The 17,948-nt window shown below is 39.2% G+C and carries 16 protein-coding genes; 8 read left to right on the forward strand and 8 right to left on the reverse strand.

Annotated features, from left to right (window positions below; all coding sequences use genetic code 11):
- Nucleotides 1–184: 184 nt before the first annotated feature.
- Nucleotides 185–3,415, forward strand: a complete 3,231-nt coding sequence (locus ABIM45_02395) for an N-6 DNA methylase (GenBank protein ID MEO0238761.1) — start codon at nt 185–187, stop codon at nt 3,413–3,415.
- A gap of 167 nt (nt 3,416–3,582) precedes the next feature.
- Here the strand turns inward: ABIM45_02395 and deoC are convergent, their stop codons facing one another.
- Nucleotides 3,583–4,236 (reverse strand): deoxyribose-phosphate aldolase, encoded by a 654-nt coding sequence (gene deoC, locus ABIM45_02400; GenBank protein MEO0238762.1) that lies wholly within the window; start codon nt 4,234–4,236, stop codon nt 3,583–3,585.
- Nucleotides 4,237–4,424: 188 nt separating this feature from the next.
- On the opposite strand from deoC, the gene ABIM45_02405 reads away from it, so the two are divergent.
- The 7 genes from ABIM45_02405 (at nt 4,425) to ABIM45_02435 (ending at nt 13,026) form a co-directional block, all read left to right on the forward strand.
- A complete protein-coding gene (locus ABIM45_02405) occupies nt 4,425–5,846 on the forward strand; it encodes a pitrilysin family protein (GenBank protein MEO0238763.1) in 1,422 nt (473 codons plus the stop codon).
- The gene (locus tag ABIM45_02410; GenBank protein ID MEO0238764.1) at nt 5,846–7,264 is read left to right on the forward strand and encodes a pitrilysin family protein; all 1,419 of its coding nucleotides are present in this window, start codon (nt 5,846–5,848) and stop codon (nt 7,262–7,264) included. The genes ABIM45_02405 and ABIM45_02410 overlap by 1 nt, the downstream gene beginning before the upstream one ends.
- Before the next feature lie 65 nt (nt 7,265–7,329).
- Nucleotides 7,330–8,025 carry a DUF72 domain-containing protein gene (locus tag ABIM45_02415; GenBank protein ID MEO0238765.1) on the forward strand — a complete coding sequence of 232 codons (696 nt, stop codon included), beginning with the start codon at nt 7,330–7,332 and terminating at the stop codon, nt 8,023–8,025.
- 47 nt (nt 8,026–8,072) lie between these two features.
- A complete protein-coding gene (locus ABIM45_02420) occupies nt 8,073–8,564 on the forward strand; it encodes a ferritin family protein (protein MEO0238766.1) in 492 nt (163 codons plus the stop codon).
- A 28-nt stretch (nt 8,565–8,592) separates the two neighbouring features.
- On the forward strand, nt 8,593–9,486 hold the full coding sequence (locus ABIM45_02425; protein ID MEO0238767.1) for a DMT family transporter: 894 nt from the start codon (nt 8,593–8,595) through the stop codon (nt 9,484–9,486).
- A complete protein-coding gene (locus ABIM45_02430; GenBank protein MEO0238768.1) occupies nt 9,461–12,031 on the forward strand; it encodes a hypothetical protein in 2,571 nt (856 codons plus the stop codon). Before ABIM45_02425 ends, ABIM45_02430 begins: the two co-directional genes overlap by 26 nt.
- Entirely contained in the window at nt 12,028–13,026 is a 999-nt protein-coding gene (locus ABIM45_02435) for a zinc-dependent alcohol dehydrogenase family protein (protein ID MEO0238769.1), read from the forward strand. The genes ABIM45_02430 and ABIM45_02435 overlap by 4 nt, the downstream gene beginning before the upstream one ends.
- On the opposite strand, the gene ABIM45_02440 is transcribed toward ABIM45_02435, so the two are convergent.
- From ABIM45_02440 to coaBC, 7 genes are all read right to left on the reverse strand, one after another.
- On the reverse strand, nt 13,016–13,750 hold the full coding sequence (locus ABIM45_02440; GenBank protein MEO0238770.1) for a CDC27 family protein: 735 nt from the start codon (nt 13,748–13,750) through the stop codon (nt 13,016–13,018). The two genes, ABIM45_02435 and ABIM45_02440, sit on opposite strands and share 11 nt — an antisense overlap.
- Nucleotides 13,732–14,430, reverse strand: a complete 699-nt coding sequence (locus tag ABIM45_02445) for a hypothetical protein (protein MEO0238771.1) — start codon at nt 14,428–14,430, stop codon at nt 13,732–13,734. Before ABIM45_02445 ends, ABIM45_02440 begins: the two co-directional genes overlap by 19 nt.
- Nucleotides 14,427–14,798, reverse strand: a complete 372-nt coding sequence (gene yidD, locus ABIM45_02450) for a membrane protein insertion efficiency factor YidD (GenBank protein ID MEO0238772.1) — start codon at nt 14,796–14,798, stop codon at nt 14,427–14,429. Before yidD ends, ABIM45_02445 begins: the two co-directional genes overlap by 4 nt.
- Nucleotides 14,795–15,493: a hypothetical protein gene (locus ABIM45_02455; protein MEO0238773.1), complete on the reverse strand. Its 699-nt coding sequence runs from the start codon at nt 15,491–15,493 to the stop codon at nt 14,795–14,797. Before ABIM45_02455 ends, yidD begins: the two co-directional genes overlap by 4 nt.
- A 9-nt stretch (nt 15,494–15,502) precedes the next feature.
- Nucleotides 15,503–15,910, reverse strand: coding sequence for a hypothetical protein (locus ABIM45_02460; protein MEO0238774.1), 408 nt, complete (start codon nt 15,908–15,910; stop codon nt 15,503–15,505).
- 152 nt (nt 15,911–16,062) lie between these two features.
- The gene (locus tag ABIM45_02465; GenBank protein ID MEO0238775.1) at nt 16,063–16,773 is read right to left on the reverse strand and encodes a uracil-DNA glycosylase; all 711 of its coding nucleotides are present in this window, start codon (nt 16,771–16,773) and stop codon (nt 16,063–16,065) included.
- Nucleotides 16,770–17,939, reverse strand: a complete 1,170-nt coding sequence (coaBC, locus tag ABIM45_02470) for a bifunctional phosphopantothenoylcysteine decarboxylase/phosphopantothenate--cysteine ligase CoaBC (GenBank protein ID MEO0238776.1) — start codon at nt 17,937–17,939, stop codon at nt 16,770–16,772. Before coaBC ends, ABIM45_02465 begins: the two co-directional genes overlap by 4 nt.
- Between the last annotated feature and the right edge of the window lie 9 nt (nt 17,940–17,948).

A 17,948-nucleotide genomic window follows, 5' to 3' on the forward strand; every position in this document is an offset into this window, starting at 1 on the left:
AAATATAAGAAAATTACGAAAACAAAAGGGCCTCTTGCAAGCCCGATTTCCTAAATCGGCTGTTGTCTCCTATAAGGCAGCGAAAGAGTCGGCTTCTGCTGGCATCACCACCCTTCAGATTAACACATTCAAAAAATTAGCAAAGAACCTTATTTTTTTTGATGATTTAACGAAGTAAAAGGCTATGGACAAAAAATCTTTACAAAATTCAAATCACGATTCACTCATTAAATTAGCTGATAGTCTTGTTTCTGAAACAAGAAATTTACTCCGTGAAGCTAAAACTGAAGAAGATTTAAGAATAGGCTTTGAAAAACTTTTGGAACCGATTAGGTCAAAGTTAAATCTAAAATCAACCCCTAAATATGAAAAGTCGGTTTATAGCGGCCGTTCCGATGCGGTACATGGGCAGGTAATAATTGAATACGAGCCTCCAGGATCATTTTCATCAAAGAAGAATGTAGAGCATGCCTACGAGCAGTTGGTAAATTACTTATCAGACGAAGCAAAAGAAACAAAATTAACTCAATTAGTGGGAGTGGGCTTCGATGGTGAACAGATTTTCTTTGTTCAATATCAAGATAACGATTGGAAAACAATAGATAGAACCAAATTTATTAGACGAGGGCCCTATGACTTTAATCCCGAAAGTGCCCGAACATTTTTGATACATTTGAGGGCTCTATCGCGGCTTCCCCTTACTGCTGAGAACCTTGCACAAAGATTTGGTCCCCAAAGTGAACTGGCAACTAAAATGGTTTCTGCTCTTGCCAACGCTTTAGAATACTGGGGAAATCAAACACATATTAGAACATTTTTTAACGAATGGAAAAGAATATTTGGTATCGTTTATGGCGAACAATTTACCAGCGGCCAACAAGGGAAAGAATACGAAACACTCTCGAAACTTTACAAAGTCGGCAAAGATACCGATTTTCAAGAACTTTTATTTTCTGTTCATACTTACTTTGCCTTTCTAATGAAACTTATCGCCGCAGAAATTTTAACCTTAAGAGAAACATCTTTTAGCTCTTCCCTCGCTTACGAACTCGTCCATATTTCTGATGACGAACTCAAGAGAAAGCTTGAAGATATAGAGAACGGTGGAATTTATGCCCAAAAAGGGATTACCAATTTTTTGGAAGGCGACTTTTTCCGCTGGTATCTTGACGCTTTTGATTCGCCAGAATTAAGAGATGCAATAAGAGAAACTGCCAGAACCCTTTCTGAATTTGAACCGGCGACCAGCACATTAGAGCCCATCTCAACCCGAGATCTTCTCAAAAAACTTTACCAGTATTTAGTTCCACAAGAAGTCCGCCATCGCCTCGGTGAGTACTATACTCCCGATTGGTTAGCGGAATTGTTACTAAACGAGGTAGGTTATGACGGAAATAACTTCAAAAGATTTTTAGATCCAGCTTGCGGTTCAGGGACATTCTTAGTTTTAGCAATACAAAGAGCCATAAAGTGGGGAAGAGAAAATGGTCGACCAGATTTAGAAATAGCAAAAAGCATAAAAGCCAATATCTGGGGCTTCGATCTGAATCCTCTGGCTGTTATTGCTGCACGTACAAATTACCTGTTTGCTTTGGGAGATTTAGTGAATGAAGTATTAGATAAAGGAGGAACGATAGAGATTCCAATTTATCTTTGTGATTCTGTTTTAACACCAACAACGATAACCAGAGAAATTTACGGAGAATCTTTACTTGTCTCGACCTCTGTTGGAAAATTCAGGATACCAGCGGAATGGGTAAAAGATAGTTTTACATTAAACCGTGCTGCTCCGCTTGTTGAAGAAATGGTAAAGAATCAATACTCGGTTGATGAAGCAATGGAAAGATTCGAAAAAGAAGGATTAGTTTTACCATACAATAAACAAGTTGTAAGGGATTTTTATAATCAAATTTTAGAACTCGAAAAACAAAATAAAAACGGCATCTGGGCAAGATTTCTGAAAAACGCTTTTGCGCCAATGATCGCTGGCAAATTTGATTTTGTTGTCGGCAATCCGCCGTGGATTATGTGGCAATATTTATCGAAAGAATATAGAGAAGCTACACAAAATCTATGGGAGAATTATGGATTGACTAAAATTGGAGAAACACGAAATGTTCTCATTAGGGGCAGAAGAGATTTTTCAATGCTTTTTGTTTACACTTCTGCTGATTATTACTTAAAAGATGGCGCAAAATTAGGATTTCTTATAACTCAAGAAGTTTTTAAATCAAAAGGTGCTGGTGAGGGATTTAGAAGATTCCAACTTGGCGAAGGTAAATATCTAAAGGTATTAAAGGCTCACGATTTGGTTTCTATCCAACCATTCGAGGGACCAGCTAATAAAACCGCTGCAATTATTCTTAAAAAAGGAGAGAAAACAGAATACCCTGTACCTTATATTCTTTGGACCAAAAAGAAAGGTGTTGGCAAAATTGCTACTGACAAATTATTAGATGAAGTATTGCCGCTTTTACAAAAGAAAAGACTCATTGCGCAACCGATTGGTTCATTTGTTGGTCCTTGGCAAACACAATTATCAGAATTAGAAGAATTACTAAAAATCCAAGGTAAAAATTATTATCAAGCTAATATAGGTGTCGTTGTTTCCCCTTATGGAGTATTTTGGTTGAATGTAAAACAGGTTCTATCGAATGGCGATTTACTGATAGAAAATTTTAACGAAGAGGGAAAAGTCAAAATTCCAAAAGTTGAAGCAATAGTTGAGCAAGATTTGGTTTTTCCTGCAATAAGAAGTTCTGATATTCATAGATGGTCAGCGACTCCAGAAATTTTTGTTTTAATTACTCATCCAGCATCACAAATTCCATACAGTGAGACAACAATGAAAAATAAGTGGCCGAAAACTTACAGCTATCTGCTAAATTTTAAGGATATCTTAATGCAGATGGCTCTCTATAAGCATTTCCATGAACCTGTGGGTGGCCCATTTTATGGTGAGCGTAATATCGGGAAGCATATATTCTCTCCTTATAAAGTTGTATGGAGAAGACAAGCCAACGATATAAATGCGGCCGTGGTCGTTCAACATAAAACCCCATTTGGATACAAAACAGTAGTTGTACTTGATCCTTCAGCGTTTTTTGCCACTGACTCCGAATCCGAAGCCCATTATCTCTGTGCCATTATCAACTCAAAACCGGTTCGCGATTTTATCAAATCCTTTTCTTCTGCTGGTCGGGGTTTTGGCACACCTTCGGTGATGGAGCATGTTGGCATTCCAAAATTTGACCCCCAAAATCCGCTTCACCAAAAACTCGCCGAGATCTCCAAAAAATGCCACGAGCTTAAAGCTGAAGGCAAAGAAAAAGAAATTGAGGAATTAGAAAAAGAAAACGACAACTTAGTAAGGCAACTATTTAATATCCAGTTGCCTGAAAAGAAACAAAAATAGGGTTCTATTATCGAAACCTTTTTACGACATTTTCCGTTTTGAAATTTCTCGACATGCGAAATTAAAGGCACTTTAAAAGTCCAGACGGATAAAGGCACTAATTAATCAAAGCTCATTTTGATCGCTGGGCTGGTAAAGTATTAACTCAGATGCAGCTGTTAACTTCCTTAATACTGTGACCCTGAGGAACTACCTGTCCCCCTGACGATATCAACACTCTTTGAAGCGCCAATTCTGGAGGCTCCCGCCTTTACCATTTTGAGAGCATCCTCGTAGGTTCTGATGCCACCTGCAGCCTTTACCTTTACCCTGTCACCCGCAGTATTGCTTAAAATTAACACATCGTACACCGTTGCACCACCCTTCCCAAAACCCGTTGAGGTCTTCACAAAATCGGCACCACTATCGGCACAAAGTTTCGTTGCTATCACCTTTTCTTCGTCTTCCAAATAGCACGTTTCAATAATGACCTTAAGAATCTTATCCCCTATGATTTTCTTTATTCCCGCAATTTCAGCTGAAACATAGTCAAGATCCCTTTCCTTCAGCTTACCTATATTGATCACCATATCAATTTCATCTGCACCGTCTTCTACCGCCCTTTCGGCCTCCCTAATCTTCAATTCCATAGTGTTCTGGCCCAATGGAAAGCCCACAACAGAACAAACTTTTACCTCGCTCCCCTTAGTAAGTTCCTTTGCCAGTTTAACATTGACAGGATTAACACAGACACTAAAGAAACCATACTCTATTGCCTCTTTTACAAGTTTTTCGATATCAGCCTTCGTTGCAAAAGCATTTAAATTCGTGTGGTCAATCATCTTAGCAAGGCGCGAAGGTTCAATTTTTTCATATTCTCCCTTTTCGATTTTTTCGGCAATTTTTTTGAGTTCATCAAAATTCACCATAATCCCTCCTTGTTGTAATTTATTATAATGATTAACCATCGAATAGCCCTAAAAGATAGTTCGTGATACAAACAATATAATTTAGAGCAAAAGGAGGCTAAATGAGGATTTTACTTCTTTTACTAACACTTACAACCTCTGGTAAACCCATAACTATGTATACCTTAGAAAACGGCCTGCGAGTGGTCTTCGTGCAGGACAGGACACTCCCGGTCTTCTTAGGCTTTATTCAGTTCAATACCGGCTCTGCCGACGAATTCCCTGGACTCACAGGTACATCTCACCTGTTGGAACATATGCTTTTTAAGGGGACAAAAAAACTGGGAACCACCAACTATAAGGAAGAAGAAAAACTGAACCGCAAATTGGATGAGCTCTACCAGCAGTTAGAGATTGCAAAAGACGACTCTTCTAAGAAGGTTTTGTTATCGCGAATCGACAGCATTAAACAGGAACTTAAAAAATATATAGTCTCTGAAGAAATCTGGCGAATTTATCTATCCCACGGCGGCTCAATGATGAACGCATCCACATCAAAGGTTAGCACTCAGTATTATGTAATGCTACCATCGAACAAAAAGGAATTGTGGTACAAAGTGGAATCGGATAGGTTCAAAAACCTCGTATTACGCGAATTTTACTCCGAAAGGGACGTTGTAAATGAGGAAAGGAGGATGGGAGAAAACAATCCTTACAATAAGATATGGGATGCTCTGATGGCTACGGTGTACTATGCATCGCCATTGAGGTGGCCAGTTGTTGGATGGGAAGATGATATAATGAATGTCAAGCCCTACCAAGTTATGTGGTACTACAAAACCCATTATACTCCTGACAACTGTGTCATCGTTTTAGTTGGAGATGTGGAACCAGAAGAAGATATTAAACTTATTAAGAAATACTTTGGAGACTGGAGCGGTAAAAAACTCAAAATCTCAAGATATACGAAGGAACCTCCTCAAAGGGGTGTGAGGCGTGTTAGCGTAAAATCTTATGGAAAACCCACAATAGCAATCGGCTTTCAAGGGCCATATTATCCCGAAAAGGAGTACTACGCCCTTTCTATTTTCTCCTTTATATTTGGCGAATCCGACGCATCAATTATGAAAAAGTCCCTTGAGGAGAAAGGAATGGCCTCAAATACCTACTCTTTCAACATAGATTGGGACGGGAAAGGTCCTTCCCTATTCGGCATCTACCTCTACCCTGCCCCAGGAATTTCAATGGATTCATTAGAAAAAAGAGTATTCGAACTCATAGATTCCCTCAAAAATGCCGGGATCGATGAGCATTTGCTTAAAAAGGCGAAGAATAACTACAAGATGTATTATGTAACAAGGCAAAGAAACCCTCTAAGCTTTGCCTTTACGATCTCAAGGGGCGTAAGGCTATTCAACAACCCTGAATTTTACAAGAAAGAAATCGAAATTATTGAATCCATTCAGTCTGAGGACGTAATAAACGCCGTTAAAAAGTACCTAAGAAAAGACAATGCATCCATAGTAACCTTAGGAGGTGAGTGATGTTTAGAATTTTGCTTGGTGTTTTACTTCTCTTTTCTTTTGTTTTCGGTGGAAATCAGGAATCTCCGATGTCACGAGAAATCAAAAAAATGAAATTCAAACCGTTAAAGTGGGAGGTTCCTGAAGTTGGAAAAGATATAAACAAAATTGTGCTTCCTTCGGGTGTGACCGTCTATTCTAAGGAAAATCATACCCTTCCCCTCATTGAAGTTACCGTCTTTGTTAAAGGTGGACCAGCCTATCTACCCGAGGGATATGGGCTAATCCCAGAACTACTAATAAGAAATATGCTAAAGGGCGGTACGAGAAGTTTCAGCCCCGAAGAATTGATCGACTCCATAGAGTACAACGCTATTCAAATTAATCACCGTGCGGAGAATGAATATTGCTCTATTACTTTTACCTTCGATCCAAAGGTTAAAGACATCGCTGAAAAGCTTATTTACGAAATCCTTTTCGCACCAAGGATTGACGAAAAGGTATTGAAAGTAGAAAAATCGAGATTAATGGACGATTGGAGGAGAACCCTTGACGACCCTGATGAAGTGATAAACACTCTTAGCACAATGATCTTATACAAAGGCACAACCCTTGAAAGTCCACCCGATACGATGAAAGTACTAAATATAACCCGCGAAGAATTGTTGAAAATTCACAGAACACTCTTCCAGCCAAAGAATATAACAGTTTCCATTGTTGGAGATTTCGTTAAAGACTGGCCACAAGCCTTTGCACAATTCGCTTTTAGTGATTCGCTAAATGATACCCTCGAGCTAACTTCACCAAAGGCTTTACCTGTCGAAGGTAAGAAGGTCTATTTCTGCCAGAGACCCATAGAGCAAGGTTATGTTATGCTGGTGGGCGAAGCTCCAAATGGCTACTTTGAAGATGTATTCAAATTATTTATACTCGGTGACATTCTCGGAGGTGGCTTTAACTCCAAAATAGTTTCAAAGGTCAGGAATGAACTGGGATTAGCTTATGAAACTTACGCTTATTTCAGTATTTTGAGCAACATAAAGGGAGGATTCTACTCTTTCACGGCTACGCGGAGCGATGCGGTGGGCACCTCGATTTACTATATCTTTGACGCCATAAATCAAATGGTGAACGGTCAAATATCGGAAGAAGAACTTAAATTCTCCAAAGACTCTTTTTTGAATTCAACTGTTACTTCCATAAGAAGTGATTGGGCCTACGTGCAAAGACTTGCATTAAGAAGCCTCTTTGGATTCCCCGATGATTACTTTGTCAAAATGCAAAAGGCCATTGACAAAATCACCTTGGATGACATTAAAGAGGCCTCAAAAAGGTATCTAAAACCCGACGAAATTTCCCTTGTCGTAGTGGGGGACAGCACCAAATTAAATCTTAATGAACTGGCAAGGTACGGAGAGATAGTGAGGCTGAACTTCTGAGCCAAGGTACGCCAATAAATTAACAAGCAGTTTACTTTACGAAAAATTTGATTAAAAATTCTTTTATGCAAATTTTCATAGGAACATCGGGTTGGAGATATTCCTGGAACCTTGGTAATTCCTTAGATTGGTACATTAAGAACTCCAATCTCAACGCGGTAGAACTAAATGCCTCCTTTTATAGGTTCCCCTTCCCGTCACAGGTTAAAGGCTGGTCAAAAACTTGTAGTCAATTGAGATGGGCAGTAAAGGTCACCCGAAGGATAACCCATATACATAAATTCAACGACGAATCTTTGGGTATATGGGAAGATTTTAAAAAGCTTTTTGAACCACTTGACCTTTGCGTTGATTTTTATCTCTTTCAGCTTCCGCCCTCTCTCAAAATAGATTCAATTGATAAAATCCAGAAATTTGCCACTTTTGCGAATCTTGGTCAAAGGTTTGCCCTTGAGCCAAGAAACCTAACATGGTTTTCTGATGAGACTATTGGTTGGGCGAAATCCCTTGGTATAACATTGGTTTCAGTCGATGCACCAAATTTACCGAGGACAATTTTCAATGTAAATGGTATTGTCTATTTAAGAATGCATGGACGTGATAGGTGGTATTCCTACGAATATTCAGAAAGGGAATTAAAAGAAGTGGCTACAAAAATCCTCGAGACGAATCCTGAAAAGGTTTATGTATTTTTCAACAATGACTATGCAATGTTAAAAAACGCCCAGGAGTTGGCAAAGATTTTAAACACCCTGCTGTAAAAATTCACAATTTTGAGGTTATAATTAAGTTAAGAAAAGGAGGCATTATGGATCTGAGCAAATACACATTAAAGGATATCATTCTTACGGCGCTTAAAAGCGAAGTGGAGTCGAAAGACCTTTATGAAAAAATGAAAAATAGGGTCTCAAATTTCGTACTGAGAGACAAATTCGATTTCCTTGCAAAGGAAGAGGAAAAACACAGAGTCTTTTTCGAGAAAATGTTCACACAAAACTTTCCCGGCGAAACAGTAGCGCTCCCAGATAAATCCCCTGTCCCACTCCCAGAAATCGGACCCGAGGTCGAAAAGTTACCCATTTCTGAGGTCCTTGAAATCGCAATGAAAGCAGAACTAAAAGCCTCTGAGTTTTACAAATCTATGATGGAACTGTTTTCCGATGAGATGATAAGGAAAACCTTAGAATATATTTCGACCGTTGAGCTTTCACATTACAAGCTCCTGGAAATAGAAAGAGACTATGCAAAGAAATTCGAAGATTACGAGGTTGAGTGGCCCGGCTTCCATATAGGTGCTTAAAAAAACTTAAGTATTAACTTTCATATAAATGATCTATGCTATACTTTCTGTTCTCTTATGGTCGACACAAGCAACCGCTTTTAAGCTTACCCTAAGGTATACAAACCAGTTTGGTTTGCTTGTCCTTTCTTCCTCTACATCTTTAATAGTTTATCTAATATGGCTTACAGTTACGAACAAGTTCACCGATCAGGTCAAAAACTTTGGAAGAAATACAAAATCCCTAATCCTCGGCTTTCTAAACCCTTTCCTCTATTATATCGTCCTCTTTACCGCTTATAGTTTGCTAAAGGCTCAAGAGGCCCTCGTCCTCAATTATTTATGGCCAATAGTTTTAACTATTTTGAGCTCTGTACTTTTAAAAAAGCCTTTGACCCCCGTAAAGCTAATTGCTCTCTTTTTAAGTTTTTCTGGTGCCTTCATAACAATAACCCAGGGTAACGTAAAAAACCTCTCCTTTAAAAACCCATTGGGAGTTATCTTAGCTCTATTGAGTACAGTTATATGGGCACTTTACTGGCTTCTAAATATGACCGATAAAAGGGAAACAGAAACAAAACTCTTTTATAACTTCTTGTTCGGCGATCTCTACCTGTTGATCTTTACACTTATCTTAAGGCCCGTTAAAATAAGCTCGACCACTGCCTTACTTGGGGGAATATATGTTGGACTCTTTGAGATGGGGATCACCTTTTTGCTGTGGCTTAAAGCCTTGAGCACCATCAAAGACACAGCAAGGGTAAGCAATCTTATCTATTTTGCCCCCTTTCTTTCGTTACTGTTCATTTCATTAGTTCTAAAGGAGAAAATTTATACATCAACAATCATAGGGCTTGTCCTCATAATTTCAGGGGTGCTTCTTCAGGAATATCTTCATACTAAAAGGGGCTCAAAAAATGCTGTTAATATTGTTCGTAACTAATTACCTTTTTGTTAACGCCTTAAAGAGCAAGAATTTCATTGTGTACTACCGTGAAGATTCTACAAACGCAGTTAAAATCTGCAACTATCTGGAACAAAACAGAGATCAAATTCTAAATATTACCGGAGGAAATCCTCCAAAACCTTACATTTTCATAGAGGATATGGGTACAATGTCCAACGGCTATTCCGATCCCACATCTAAGACCATCTCAATTTTTAACCACACGCCAGAGCCTGACTTTCACTTTGGAACAATGAAATCCTGGTGGAGAACGGTATCAGTGCACGAATACACACACCATGCCCAACTCTCTAATATAGGTTTTCCTGCAAGCCTTCTGAGGCTCATTTTTGGGAAAATATATTTACCCAATATGCTGTTTTTGCCAGGATATATGCATGAAGGGATTGCAGTTTACAACGAGTCTAACCTCGAGCCTGATGATGGTAGGCTTAATGAAGGTTATTTTGACGCTTATTTAAAGATACTAAATGCGAGAAACAAATTGAGACAAGGCGTTTATCTCAACCATGACCCGGTGGATTACCCAAAGGGCGAAATTGTTTACTTGATGGGCTCAGAATTCACGGAATTTATTGCGAAGAAATATGGCGAACAAAAGCTAAAAGAATACTATACAACCATTGGAAGGATGCCTTTTACTGTCCCCCTAATTGATGTTCCCGCACTTTTAACCTTTAAAAAGCCACTGAGCTCTATTTGGAGGGAATGGCAGAAAGATTTAAGATTCCACAAAAAATATTTTCTTCCACTTAGATTTTATGTGGATCGGGGATATTACATCAAGTACCTCAGAAACTTTAACGGGAAAATTTACTATGTTAAAACAAATTACAAGAGGCTTTCCTGGAATGACACTTACTACGAATCGGTCCTATGCGTCTTTGACCCTAAATATGTAAAAATTGAGAAAATTTACACCGGTGACATTTCGCTACCACCTGTAGTATCCGGAACCTCCATATACCTTGGAATTTCTGATGTAAAAAAGGGGAACTCAAACATTTCTTTTTATGGCCTCCAATTTACCAATGCCATAGTAAAAGTTGACGGCTCAGGAAAGCCCAAATATCTTTTAAGCGGTAGAATAAGGGCCTTTGATGTTTCTAATGACACCATTTTCTATGTGATTGATGAAACTGAAGGCTCCTCTCTATGGAAATACAAGGATGGAACTAAAGAAAAAATAGCGGAATTCAAAGACTTAAAGATTCAGCAGGTTAAGCGTGAGGGCGAGGATTTCTATTTCTTAGCCCAAAAGGAATTAGAAGGTAATCAAATATACAGACTTTCGGAGGGAAGGGTAGAAAAAGTTGTCAGCCTACCATTTCAAATTGGATATTTCGAAAGGAAGGGAAAGGAATTCATATTCCCTGGTAATTATGACGGAAAATGGAGCCTATTCACCTTTGACACGGAAAACCATAGATTGAAGATCTTTGATGAACCCATTCTTGCCTATTACCCTGCCCTCGATTCTCAAACGGTCTACTATGTTACGGTTGACATCGATGGAGAATATATAAAAACAGCATCAATAAAGGATTTCACCGATTTTGAAATAACCCCTAAAAACGCCGAGAGATCAACGCAAACTGAATTCGTTACCACTATAGAAAAAACTACTAACCTGAGTTATCTCAAAGAAATTCTTTACCCTGATCTCATTTTACCGGTGATAAACATTAGTTCTGAATATCCGCAGAACCTGTACAATGCTAAAATATCCATTGAAGGCATTCAATTCCAGGGGCACTCGCCTCTTAATCTCTTAGAATACTCAGCATTGGCGAATTTCAGAGAACTAAGAAAAAGCATTTTTACCTCTTACTACAACGGCATACCTGCAACAAGTATCTCCTTCTCTATCTCGGGAATTCGAAATAACATAGGCCTTGGTATAGGGCATATACTATATGTGCGAAATTATGGCTACTGGAGGCAAATAAACCTTTATGGAGAACTATTTCCCTGGTCGGCCCGAGGCAGTTTTTCGACAGTATTGTTGGGAAAAATATACCCGGATATACATCAAACCTATTCTTTTGGCCTGCAATACGAAAACAAAAAGTTCACCACTTCTTATTACCACTCCACTCGACTACCGGTAGCTCGGACCCTTCTAATTTCAGGGGAACTTGGAGTAAATTACTGCCATTACTCGAAAAAAATAGAACACGTCGAAGACCTCAAAATGACATTACCCCTTGTAAGGATAAACTGGGGCAATGATGCGATTATCCACTTCTTTTATGAGAGAAACTTTTTGACCCTGGAACTGGTTAATGTATCTACGGATAGCACCTCTGGAAGGGGTATGCTTCTAACCCTCGATCACCTTATGAGCATATTGAACGGAAATTTCAAAGTGGCATTAAGAACGGGACTTTTAAAGAAATTTGGAGAACCTGTTCCATACCTTTTTATCACAATGGAGCCAGCATCTTTTAACTTCTCAAAGGGTATGTTTAGAAAACGGTGGATTTTGAGAGAATTAACAGGAGGGGCAAATCTTTTATGAAGGCAATGGTTTTAGAGAAGCCTGACTATATAGAGAAAAGCCCTTTAGTTTTGAAAGAACTGGAAATCCCAGAACCTCGGGAAGATGAAGTCCTTATAAAGGTATTAGTTTGTGGTGTATGTCACACCGATTTGCACATCGTAGAAGGGGACATTGTGCCTCCAAGATACCCTCTCATTCCAGGTCATCAAGTAATTGGAAAAATAGAAGAGATCGGAGAAAAAGTGGAAGGCTTCAAAAAAGGCGACCTCGTTGGAGTTCCCTGGCTTCACTACAACTGCGGCCAGTGCAAATACTGTAAAAAGGGCCTCAGCAACCTCTGTAAAAACATCCTCTTCACAGGATTCCACGTAAACGGTGGTTATGCAGAATATATGGTCGCTAAAAAGACCGCCATTTATAAAATCCCAGATACTGTCGATATTACAAGCTTCGCTCCCATCCTATGCGGTGGAGTAATCGGCTACAGGGCATTAAAACTAACTAATGTAAAAGAAGGTCAAAAACTGGGGCTTGTGGGCTTTGGCTCTTCTGCTCATATCGTTCTACAAATAGCTCTCTACAAAAATATGGAAGTTTACGTATTCTCGAGATCGGAGACCCATAGAAGAAAAGCTCTGGAAATGGGCGCAAAGTGGGCAGGAAAGTTGGGTGATGCTTTAACAGAGAAACTTGACGGAATAATTGTTTTCGCGCCTGTTGGAGATACATTAGTTGAAAGCTTGAAATATGTTGACAAAGGTGGCGCAGTTGTAAGTGCAGGCATCCATATGACCGATATCCCATCCTTTCCCTACAGCCTTCTGTATGAAGAAAGAACCCTAAAATCTACGGCAAATAGCACAAGGGAAGATGTAGAAGAAACAATAAAACTCGCCGTTGAAATTCCAATAAGGCCTGTAGTAACCACTTACCCATTGGAACTGGCTAATAAGGCACTGCAAGATGTAAAACACTCAAAGATAGACGGCTCTGCTGTTTTGACTATTGGCTGAAAAGTTGGGCTTCTTCCTCTTTAATAAGTTGAGATTCCACTTGCCTTAAAAGAGATTTGAAAAATTTATCGTAATAAAGTCGGTATTTAACCTTAGTGTTTCTTATTCCGCCCCTGTAAAATCTTTCAATAATGGGATAGCCTGAAAAAAGGGCTTCGTATACAAGTCCCTTTTTCAAATAATAATAAACTACATAGGCTCCGAGGGTGCTCAAAGTGAGGGTTCCGAGAAATAGCGGGACATCCCCAAGAAATAAAAGGCCTGAACCTGGTAAAATCATCGAGGCAGTCTTTAATTTATTTAGGCTCATATATTTAGGATAATTAATGCCAAAAGAGTCAAGAGACCGAAAAGCATCAAAATAATTCCCATTTAATCCTTCAGATATAGTTAGCAGGGTCATCGCTAAGCTATCTTTTAAACCTGCAAGCAATTCTCGAGCTTCGCTGTACTTTTTCATTTTTATTAAGCACAAAGCAAAGAGCCTTTGTACCTCAGTAGAAGGGTTTTCGTAGAGAATATCAGAATAATAGCTTGCCGCTTCCTCAAAAAGCCCTCTTTTTACATAACAAAGTGCCATCTTTCTAAGAAGTAAATTCGAATCTGAAGATGCAAAATACAGTTCCCTCTTGTATTCCGTTATTGCGTTGAAAAAATCACCTTCCTTAAATAGCGAATCACCGATGTTTAAAGAGAGGAGAGAAATTAAAACCAGTATTTCCATACATTGAACCTGACTTCAAAATCCTTAACCGTCTTTTCAAGGCTTACACTGTTATACTCATTAACTGCCACATAGGAACCATATACATCCCCGAGGTAAAAGATCAAAAACAAGCTCGAATATAGGTAAAATTCAAGACCTCTGCCATTTCTATAAGCCCTATAGGCAGAATAGCCAGTGGAGGCATTTACAATGAGTGAAACAATCCCGTCAAAAACCCTTCCAGCGTAAATCTTGCCAGCACCAGGCACTACGACAGACAGAAAGCCCCCAAGAAAAGGGGATTTCCTATTAACAGAAATGTTGGGAAACAACAACTTTGCTTTATCAAGCTGTCCACTTTTTAAATATAACCAGGTTAGGAGGGTGTCGTTATCCTGCCAGTAATTTTCTGCAATTTTATAGTTACCAAGATACAAATTGGGAAAGCCTAATTTTATCCTTTTTAATGGATCCTTTTCAGAGATGCGTTCAGCATATAAAAGGGCATCGTTAAAAGATCCAATCTTAAGGGATAAATAGGCAATTTTAGTAGCCGCTGAATCTCTTAAGGTTGAATCCTTTATTTCAAAATAGACTCTTTTATATTCGTAAATAGCCCTGAAAAGGTCTCCCTCTTCCTCCAAATGCTTTGCAAACTCAATAGATTGTCCAAAAATTAATAAAAGAAGCGCTATCATTTCACCGGGTCAAAAGCCTTGGCCCCTCTTATTGAATCTTCCTTTAAGCCATAGTAGTCCGGATAATACAAGATGGCAAAGCCGTGGCACCTCTGAACCCTGTCGGAAGCCATAAGTAACCCTTTGATAATATCGTGTTTCCTTATTGCCTCATAGCCGTAATGGGAGCAAGATGGAATAAAATTACAAACATCTCCCTGAACCTTTGAAACGGTGCCCTGATAAATTCGTATTGACTTTAAGATTAGAAACTTTAGAGGATTCGAATACAACGAGTATTCCGATTTTAAAACACTATCGGCTCTATTTTGCAAGATCTCAGGAATATCAAAGGTTAAGAGTGTGAGAAAAAGCAGCAATTCTTTCATTTCTCAAAACCTTTGCATTCTACCTTTGTGTCTTTACCCACCTCAAGATAAGACCTCAGTGAATCGGTAAAGGGTACAAACCTTGGGTTAGAGAGTTTGTAAATTTCCTGATAGTCTGGAGACGTAATCTTCATCATCATTGGCAGGTCTTTATCTTTGATCCTTTGATAATCACCATAACTCACCTTAATCAAAGTGTCCCCCTTCTCTGAAAGAGAAGCCATTTCAAGTAAGTGTTCCCCTTCAAAGGTGTAAATTAGCTTCAATTTGGTTTTCGGATGAATCCAGATCTCACTTTTCCGGTTACCATTTCTTTCCCTTTTTAAAAACATAAAGCCGGCTTTCTTAAGATTGGAGCCAGTTTTTCCTAAAGGGCCTCCTGGAGTCTGGAATTTAAAAGTAATACCTGATTTCACCTTGAAAGCTCGCTTTGATTCCGGGTAATTTACGATCATTGTATCAGTGGAAAAATAAATTACTTGTTTTAAAGGATACTCAACGCTGATGTAGAAAAGAGTGTCGCCTTTATAAATTTGGCCGCGAGCTGTATCTGATTTTACCTGGTCTTTCAAAATATGGGTAAAATCAAATACGATAAAGGTATCAACGTGAATCACTAAAAAAGTAAAACCGATAAAAACATGACGTCTCTTTAAAACACAAAGGGGCCCTACGGGCCCCTTTGTGTAAAGCAAACTCGAGTTTTAGTACGCAGTGGAAGCAGACCCGGCCCAAACAAGCCACCAGAGCACTTCCCAAGCGACTACAACTAAACCACTTACTACACAGCCAGTTATTGCTTTCTTGGTCTGAATGCTTTTAGCCGCACTTGTATAACAGTCTGTATATGCCTGGATGTATTCTGGAGACTTACCCAAAAGTCTCGATGCCGGAGGCGTAGGCTCAATCAAATAAGCGGCTGCAACGCCGAAAATACCTCCAAAGAAACCAATTGCCAACCACAAAGTCCCATTGACATCCCTATGGGCATCGAATTCACCCTGCTTACAAGCATTGGCAAGTACTTCAGACTCAGCGGCATTGATGACTATTGGGTTTGCTATGAAACCCAATGCAACCACACCTGTTAGCACATATTTTAGGACCTTCACTTTTAAACCTCCTTTTTGTATAACAAAATTCTAATGGCATCTGTTGATTATGTCAAGAATTTCATCTCGAATGGCTGAAAGTCTCGATAAATAAACCTTTTAAGAATCCGAAAAATTTAGTAAGATAAAGAGGGTTTAAAACTCGGAAAACCTCAATCTGGAATGAGCCCCGAGATCAATTCTTTAAACTTTTTAAGTTGCTCAATATACATTTTCTCGAGATCAGGGCTTTTCTTACGAATAATATAGGACGGATGCAAGACAGGAAATACCGTTATGCTCCCATCCCTTATTTTTCTGGGTGTACCCAAAACTGCTGTGACATTTACATTCTTACCCAGAAAGTACCTAACAGAAGGGTTTCCCATAGCGAGTATGAACTTGGGTTTAATTATGGAAATTTGGGCCTCAAGCCACTGAGAACAGGCTTCAATCTCGGAATTGCTCGGAGCCCTAAAAGATTTTTTGCCATAATTATTAACTAACGCGACAGGATTTCCATTTGAACCCGTTGCTAATTCAACGGGTATGCATTTTAAAACGTTTGCGAGGTATATATCCCTCTCCCTGTCAATACCTGCCTCCTTAAGGGCATAGTTTAAAAATTCCCCTGCCCTTCCTACGAAAGGCTTTCCAAGTTTGTCTTCATCTGGCCCAGGAGCCTCTCCAACAGCCATAATTCCAGAATATGGATTTCCCCATCCGAACACAAATTTATCCCGTGTACGGTACAGTGGGCACTTCCTGCATTTACTTGCTTGCTGTTCCAAAAGGAACAATTTTAAATTTTTATTGGAATCCGGAAGCCAAACCCTGTCAAATCCAAGAGCTTCCTTGTAAATAATAACCCGTGGGTCCTTCATTTTACCAATTTGATGATCTTCTTAACAATTTTTATCGCAAGGGCTTCTTTGGATAAATTCGAGAATTCTTCAATTCCCCCATTCTTATCAATAACTAAACCACTGGAGAATTCTGAGCCCATCGCACTCGCATAATTTCCAACAATAATATCAAGATTCTTTTCCTCTAACTTCTTCTTGGCGTAACTTTCAAGATTCGAAGTCTCAAGGGCAAACCCCACAAAAATCTGCCCTTCCCGTTTTAAAGGTGCAACTGTTTTCAAAATATCCTTTGTAGGCACAAGTTCAATTGTTAATTTTTCACCCTTTTTCAATTTCTCTGAATATTGATGTTCTGAGCGATAGTCGGAAACCGCGGCCGCCATGATAAAAACATCAGCCTGTTCTAAATATTTTTCAACGGAGTTTAACATTTCCTCTGCCGTTTTTACCCTTACAACCTCGTCTCTTTCATAGGGGGGTACTGAAGTTTCACCCACTACTTGAATCAATTTCCCACCATATTCTTTAACCGCTTTTGCTATGTAATAACCCATCAAGCCTGAAGACCTGTTCGTTATAACCCTCACGGCATCGACTGGTTCTTCAGTCCTTCCATAACACAAAAGGATTTTATAACTCTTTAAAGGAGACCCTTTTAAAGCGGCTTCAATATCCTCAACAATGAATTCCTCCCGTAAAAGCCTGCCACAACCTGTTTCTCCGGATGCCAACACTCCTCTTTCTGGACCCGAAACCAAAACTCCCCTAAACTCTTTGAGGTATTCCACAGAATTCTGAATTTCGGGATTTAACCACATCTCCTGGTGCATAGCAGGGGCAATTAGCAAAGGCCCTTTAAAGGCAAGGATTGTAGAAGTCAATAAATTATCTGCTATTCCGTAACGTATCTTAGAAATTGTATTCGCAGTACAAGGCACTACCGCAATCAACTCAGCCCATCTCGCAAGATCAATATGAATGCTCTTGCCTTTTCCCCAGAAATCAACATCAGTATAAACTTCCCCTTTAATAGTGGAACTTACAAGCAAAGGGTTAACAAATTTCTGCGCTGATTCAGTTAAAACCGCTTTAACGCTATGCCCTCTTTTTTCAAGAAGACGAAGGACATTTATAGACTTATAGACTGAAACACTGCCAGTCAGACCAACTAATACCTTGGCCACTTAGTTTAT

It is taken from the genome of candidate division WOR-3 bacterium (genome assembly GCA_039803545.1).
GTDB lineage: Bacteria > Hydrothermota > Hydrothermia > UBA1063 > UBA1063 > UBA1063.

Excerpts from the sequence above, each read along its gene's own strand:
- ABIM45_02440 (MEO0238770.1), bottom strand. The coding sequence starts at position 13,750 with ATGGAAATACTGGTTTTAATTTCTCTCCTCTCTTTAAACATCGGTGAT.
- ABIM45_02445 (MEO0238771.1), bottom strand. The coding sequence starts at position 14,430 with ATGATAGCGCTTCTTTTATTAATTTTTGGACAATCTATTGAGTTTGCA.
- ABIM45_02415 (MEO0238765.1), top strand. The coding sequence starts at position 7,330 with ATGCAAATTTTCATAGGAACATCGGGTTGGAGATATTCCTGGAACCTT.
- ABIM45_02465 (MEO0238775.1), bottom strand. The coding sequence starts at position 16,773 with ATGAAGGACCCACGGGTTATTATTTACAAGGAAGCTCTTGGATTTGAC.
- ABIM45_02435 (MEO0238769.1), top strand. The coding sequence starts at position 12,028 with ATGAAGGCAATGGTTTTAGAGAAGCCTGACTATATAGAGAAAAGCCCT.
- deoC (MEO0238762.1), bottom strand. The coding sequence starts at position 4,236 with ATGATTGACCACACGAATTTAAATGCTTTTGCAACGAAGGCTGATATC.
- ABIM45_02405 (MEO0238763.1), top strand. The coding sequence starts at position 4,425 with ATGAGGATTTTACTTCTTTTACTAACACTTACAACCTCTGGTAAACCC.
- yidD (MEO0238772.1), bottom strand. The coding sequence starts at position 14,798 with ATGAAAGAATTGCTGCTTTTTCTCACACTCTTAACCTTTGATATTCCT.
- ABIM45_02410 (MEO0238764.1), top strand. The coding sequence starts at position 5,846 with ATGTTTAGAATTTTGCTTGGTGTTTTACTTCTCTTTTCTTTTGTTTTC.
- ABIM45_02425 (MEO0238767.1), top strand. The coding sequence starts at position 8,593 with ATGATCTATGCTATACTTTCTGTTCTCTTATGGTCGACACAAGCAACC.
- ABIM45_02395 (MEO0238761.1), top strand. The coding sequence starts at position 185 with ATGGACAAAAAATCTTTACAAAATTCAAATCACGATTCACTCATTAAA.
- ABIM45_02420 (MEO0238766.1), top strand. The coding sequence starts at position 8,073 with ATGGATCTGAGCAAATACACATTAAAGGATATCATTCTTACGGCGCTT.
- ABIM45_02430 (MEO0238768.1), top strand. The coding sequence starts at position 9,461 with ATGCTGTTAATATTGTTCGTAACTAATTACCTTTTTGTTAACGCCTTA.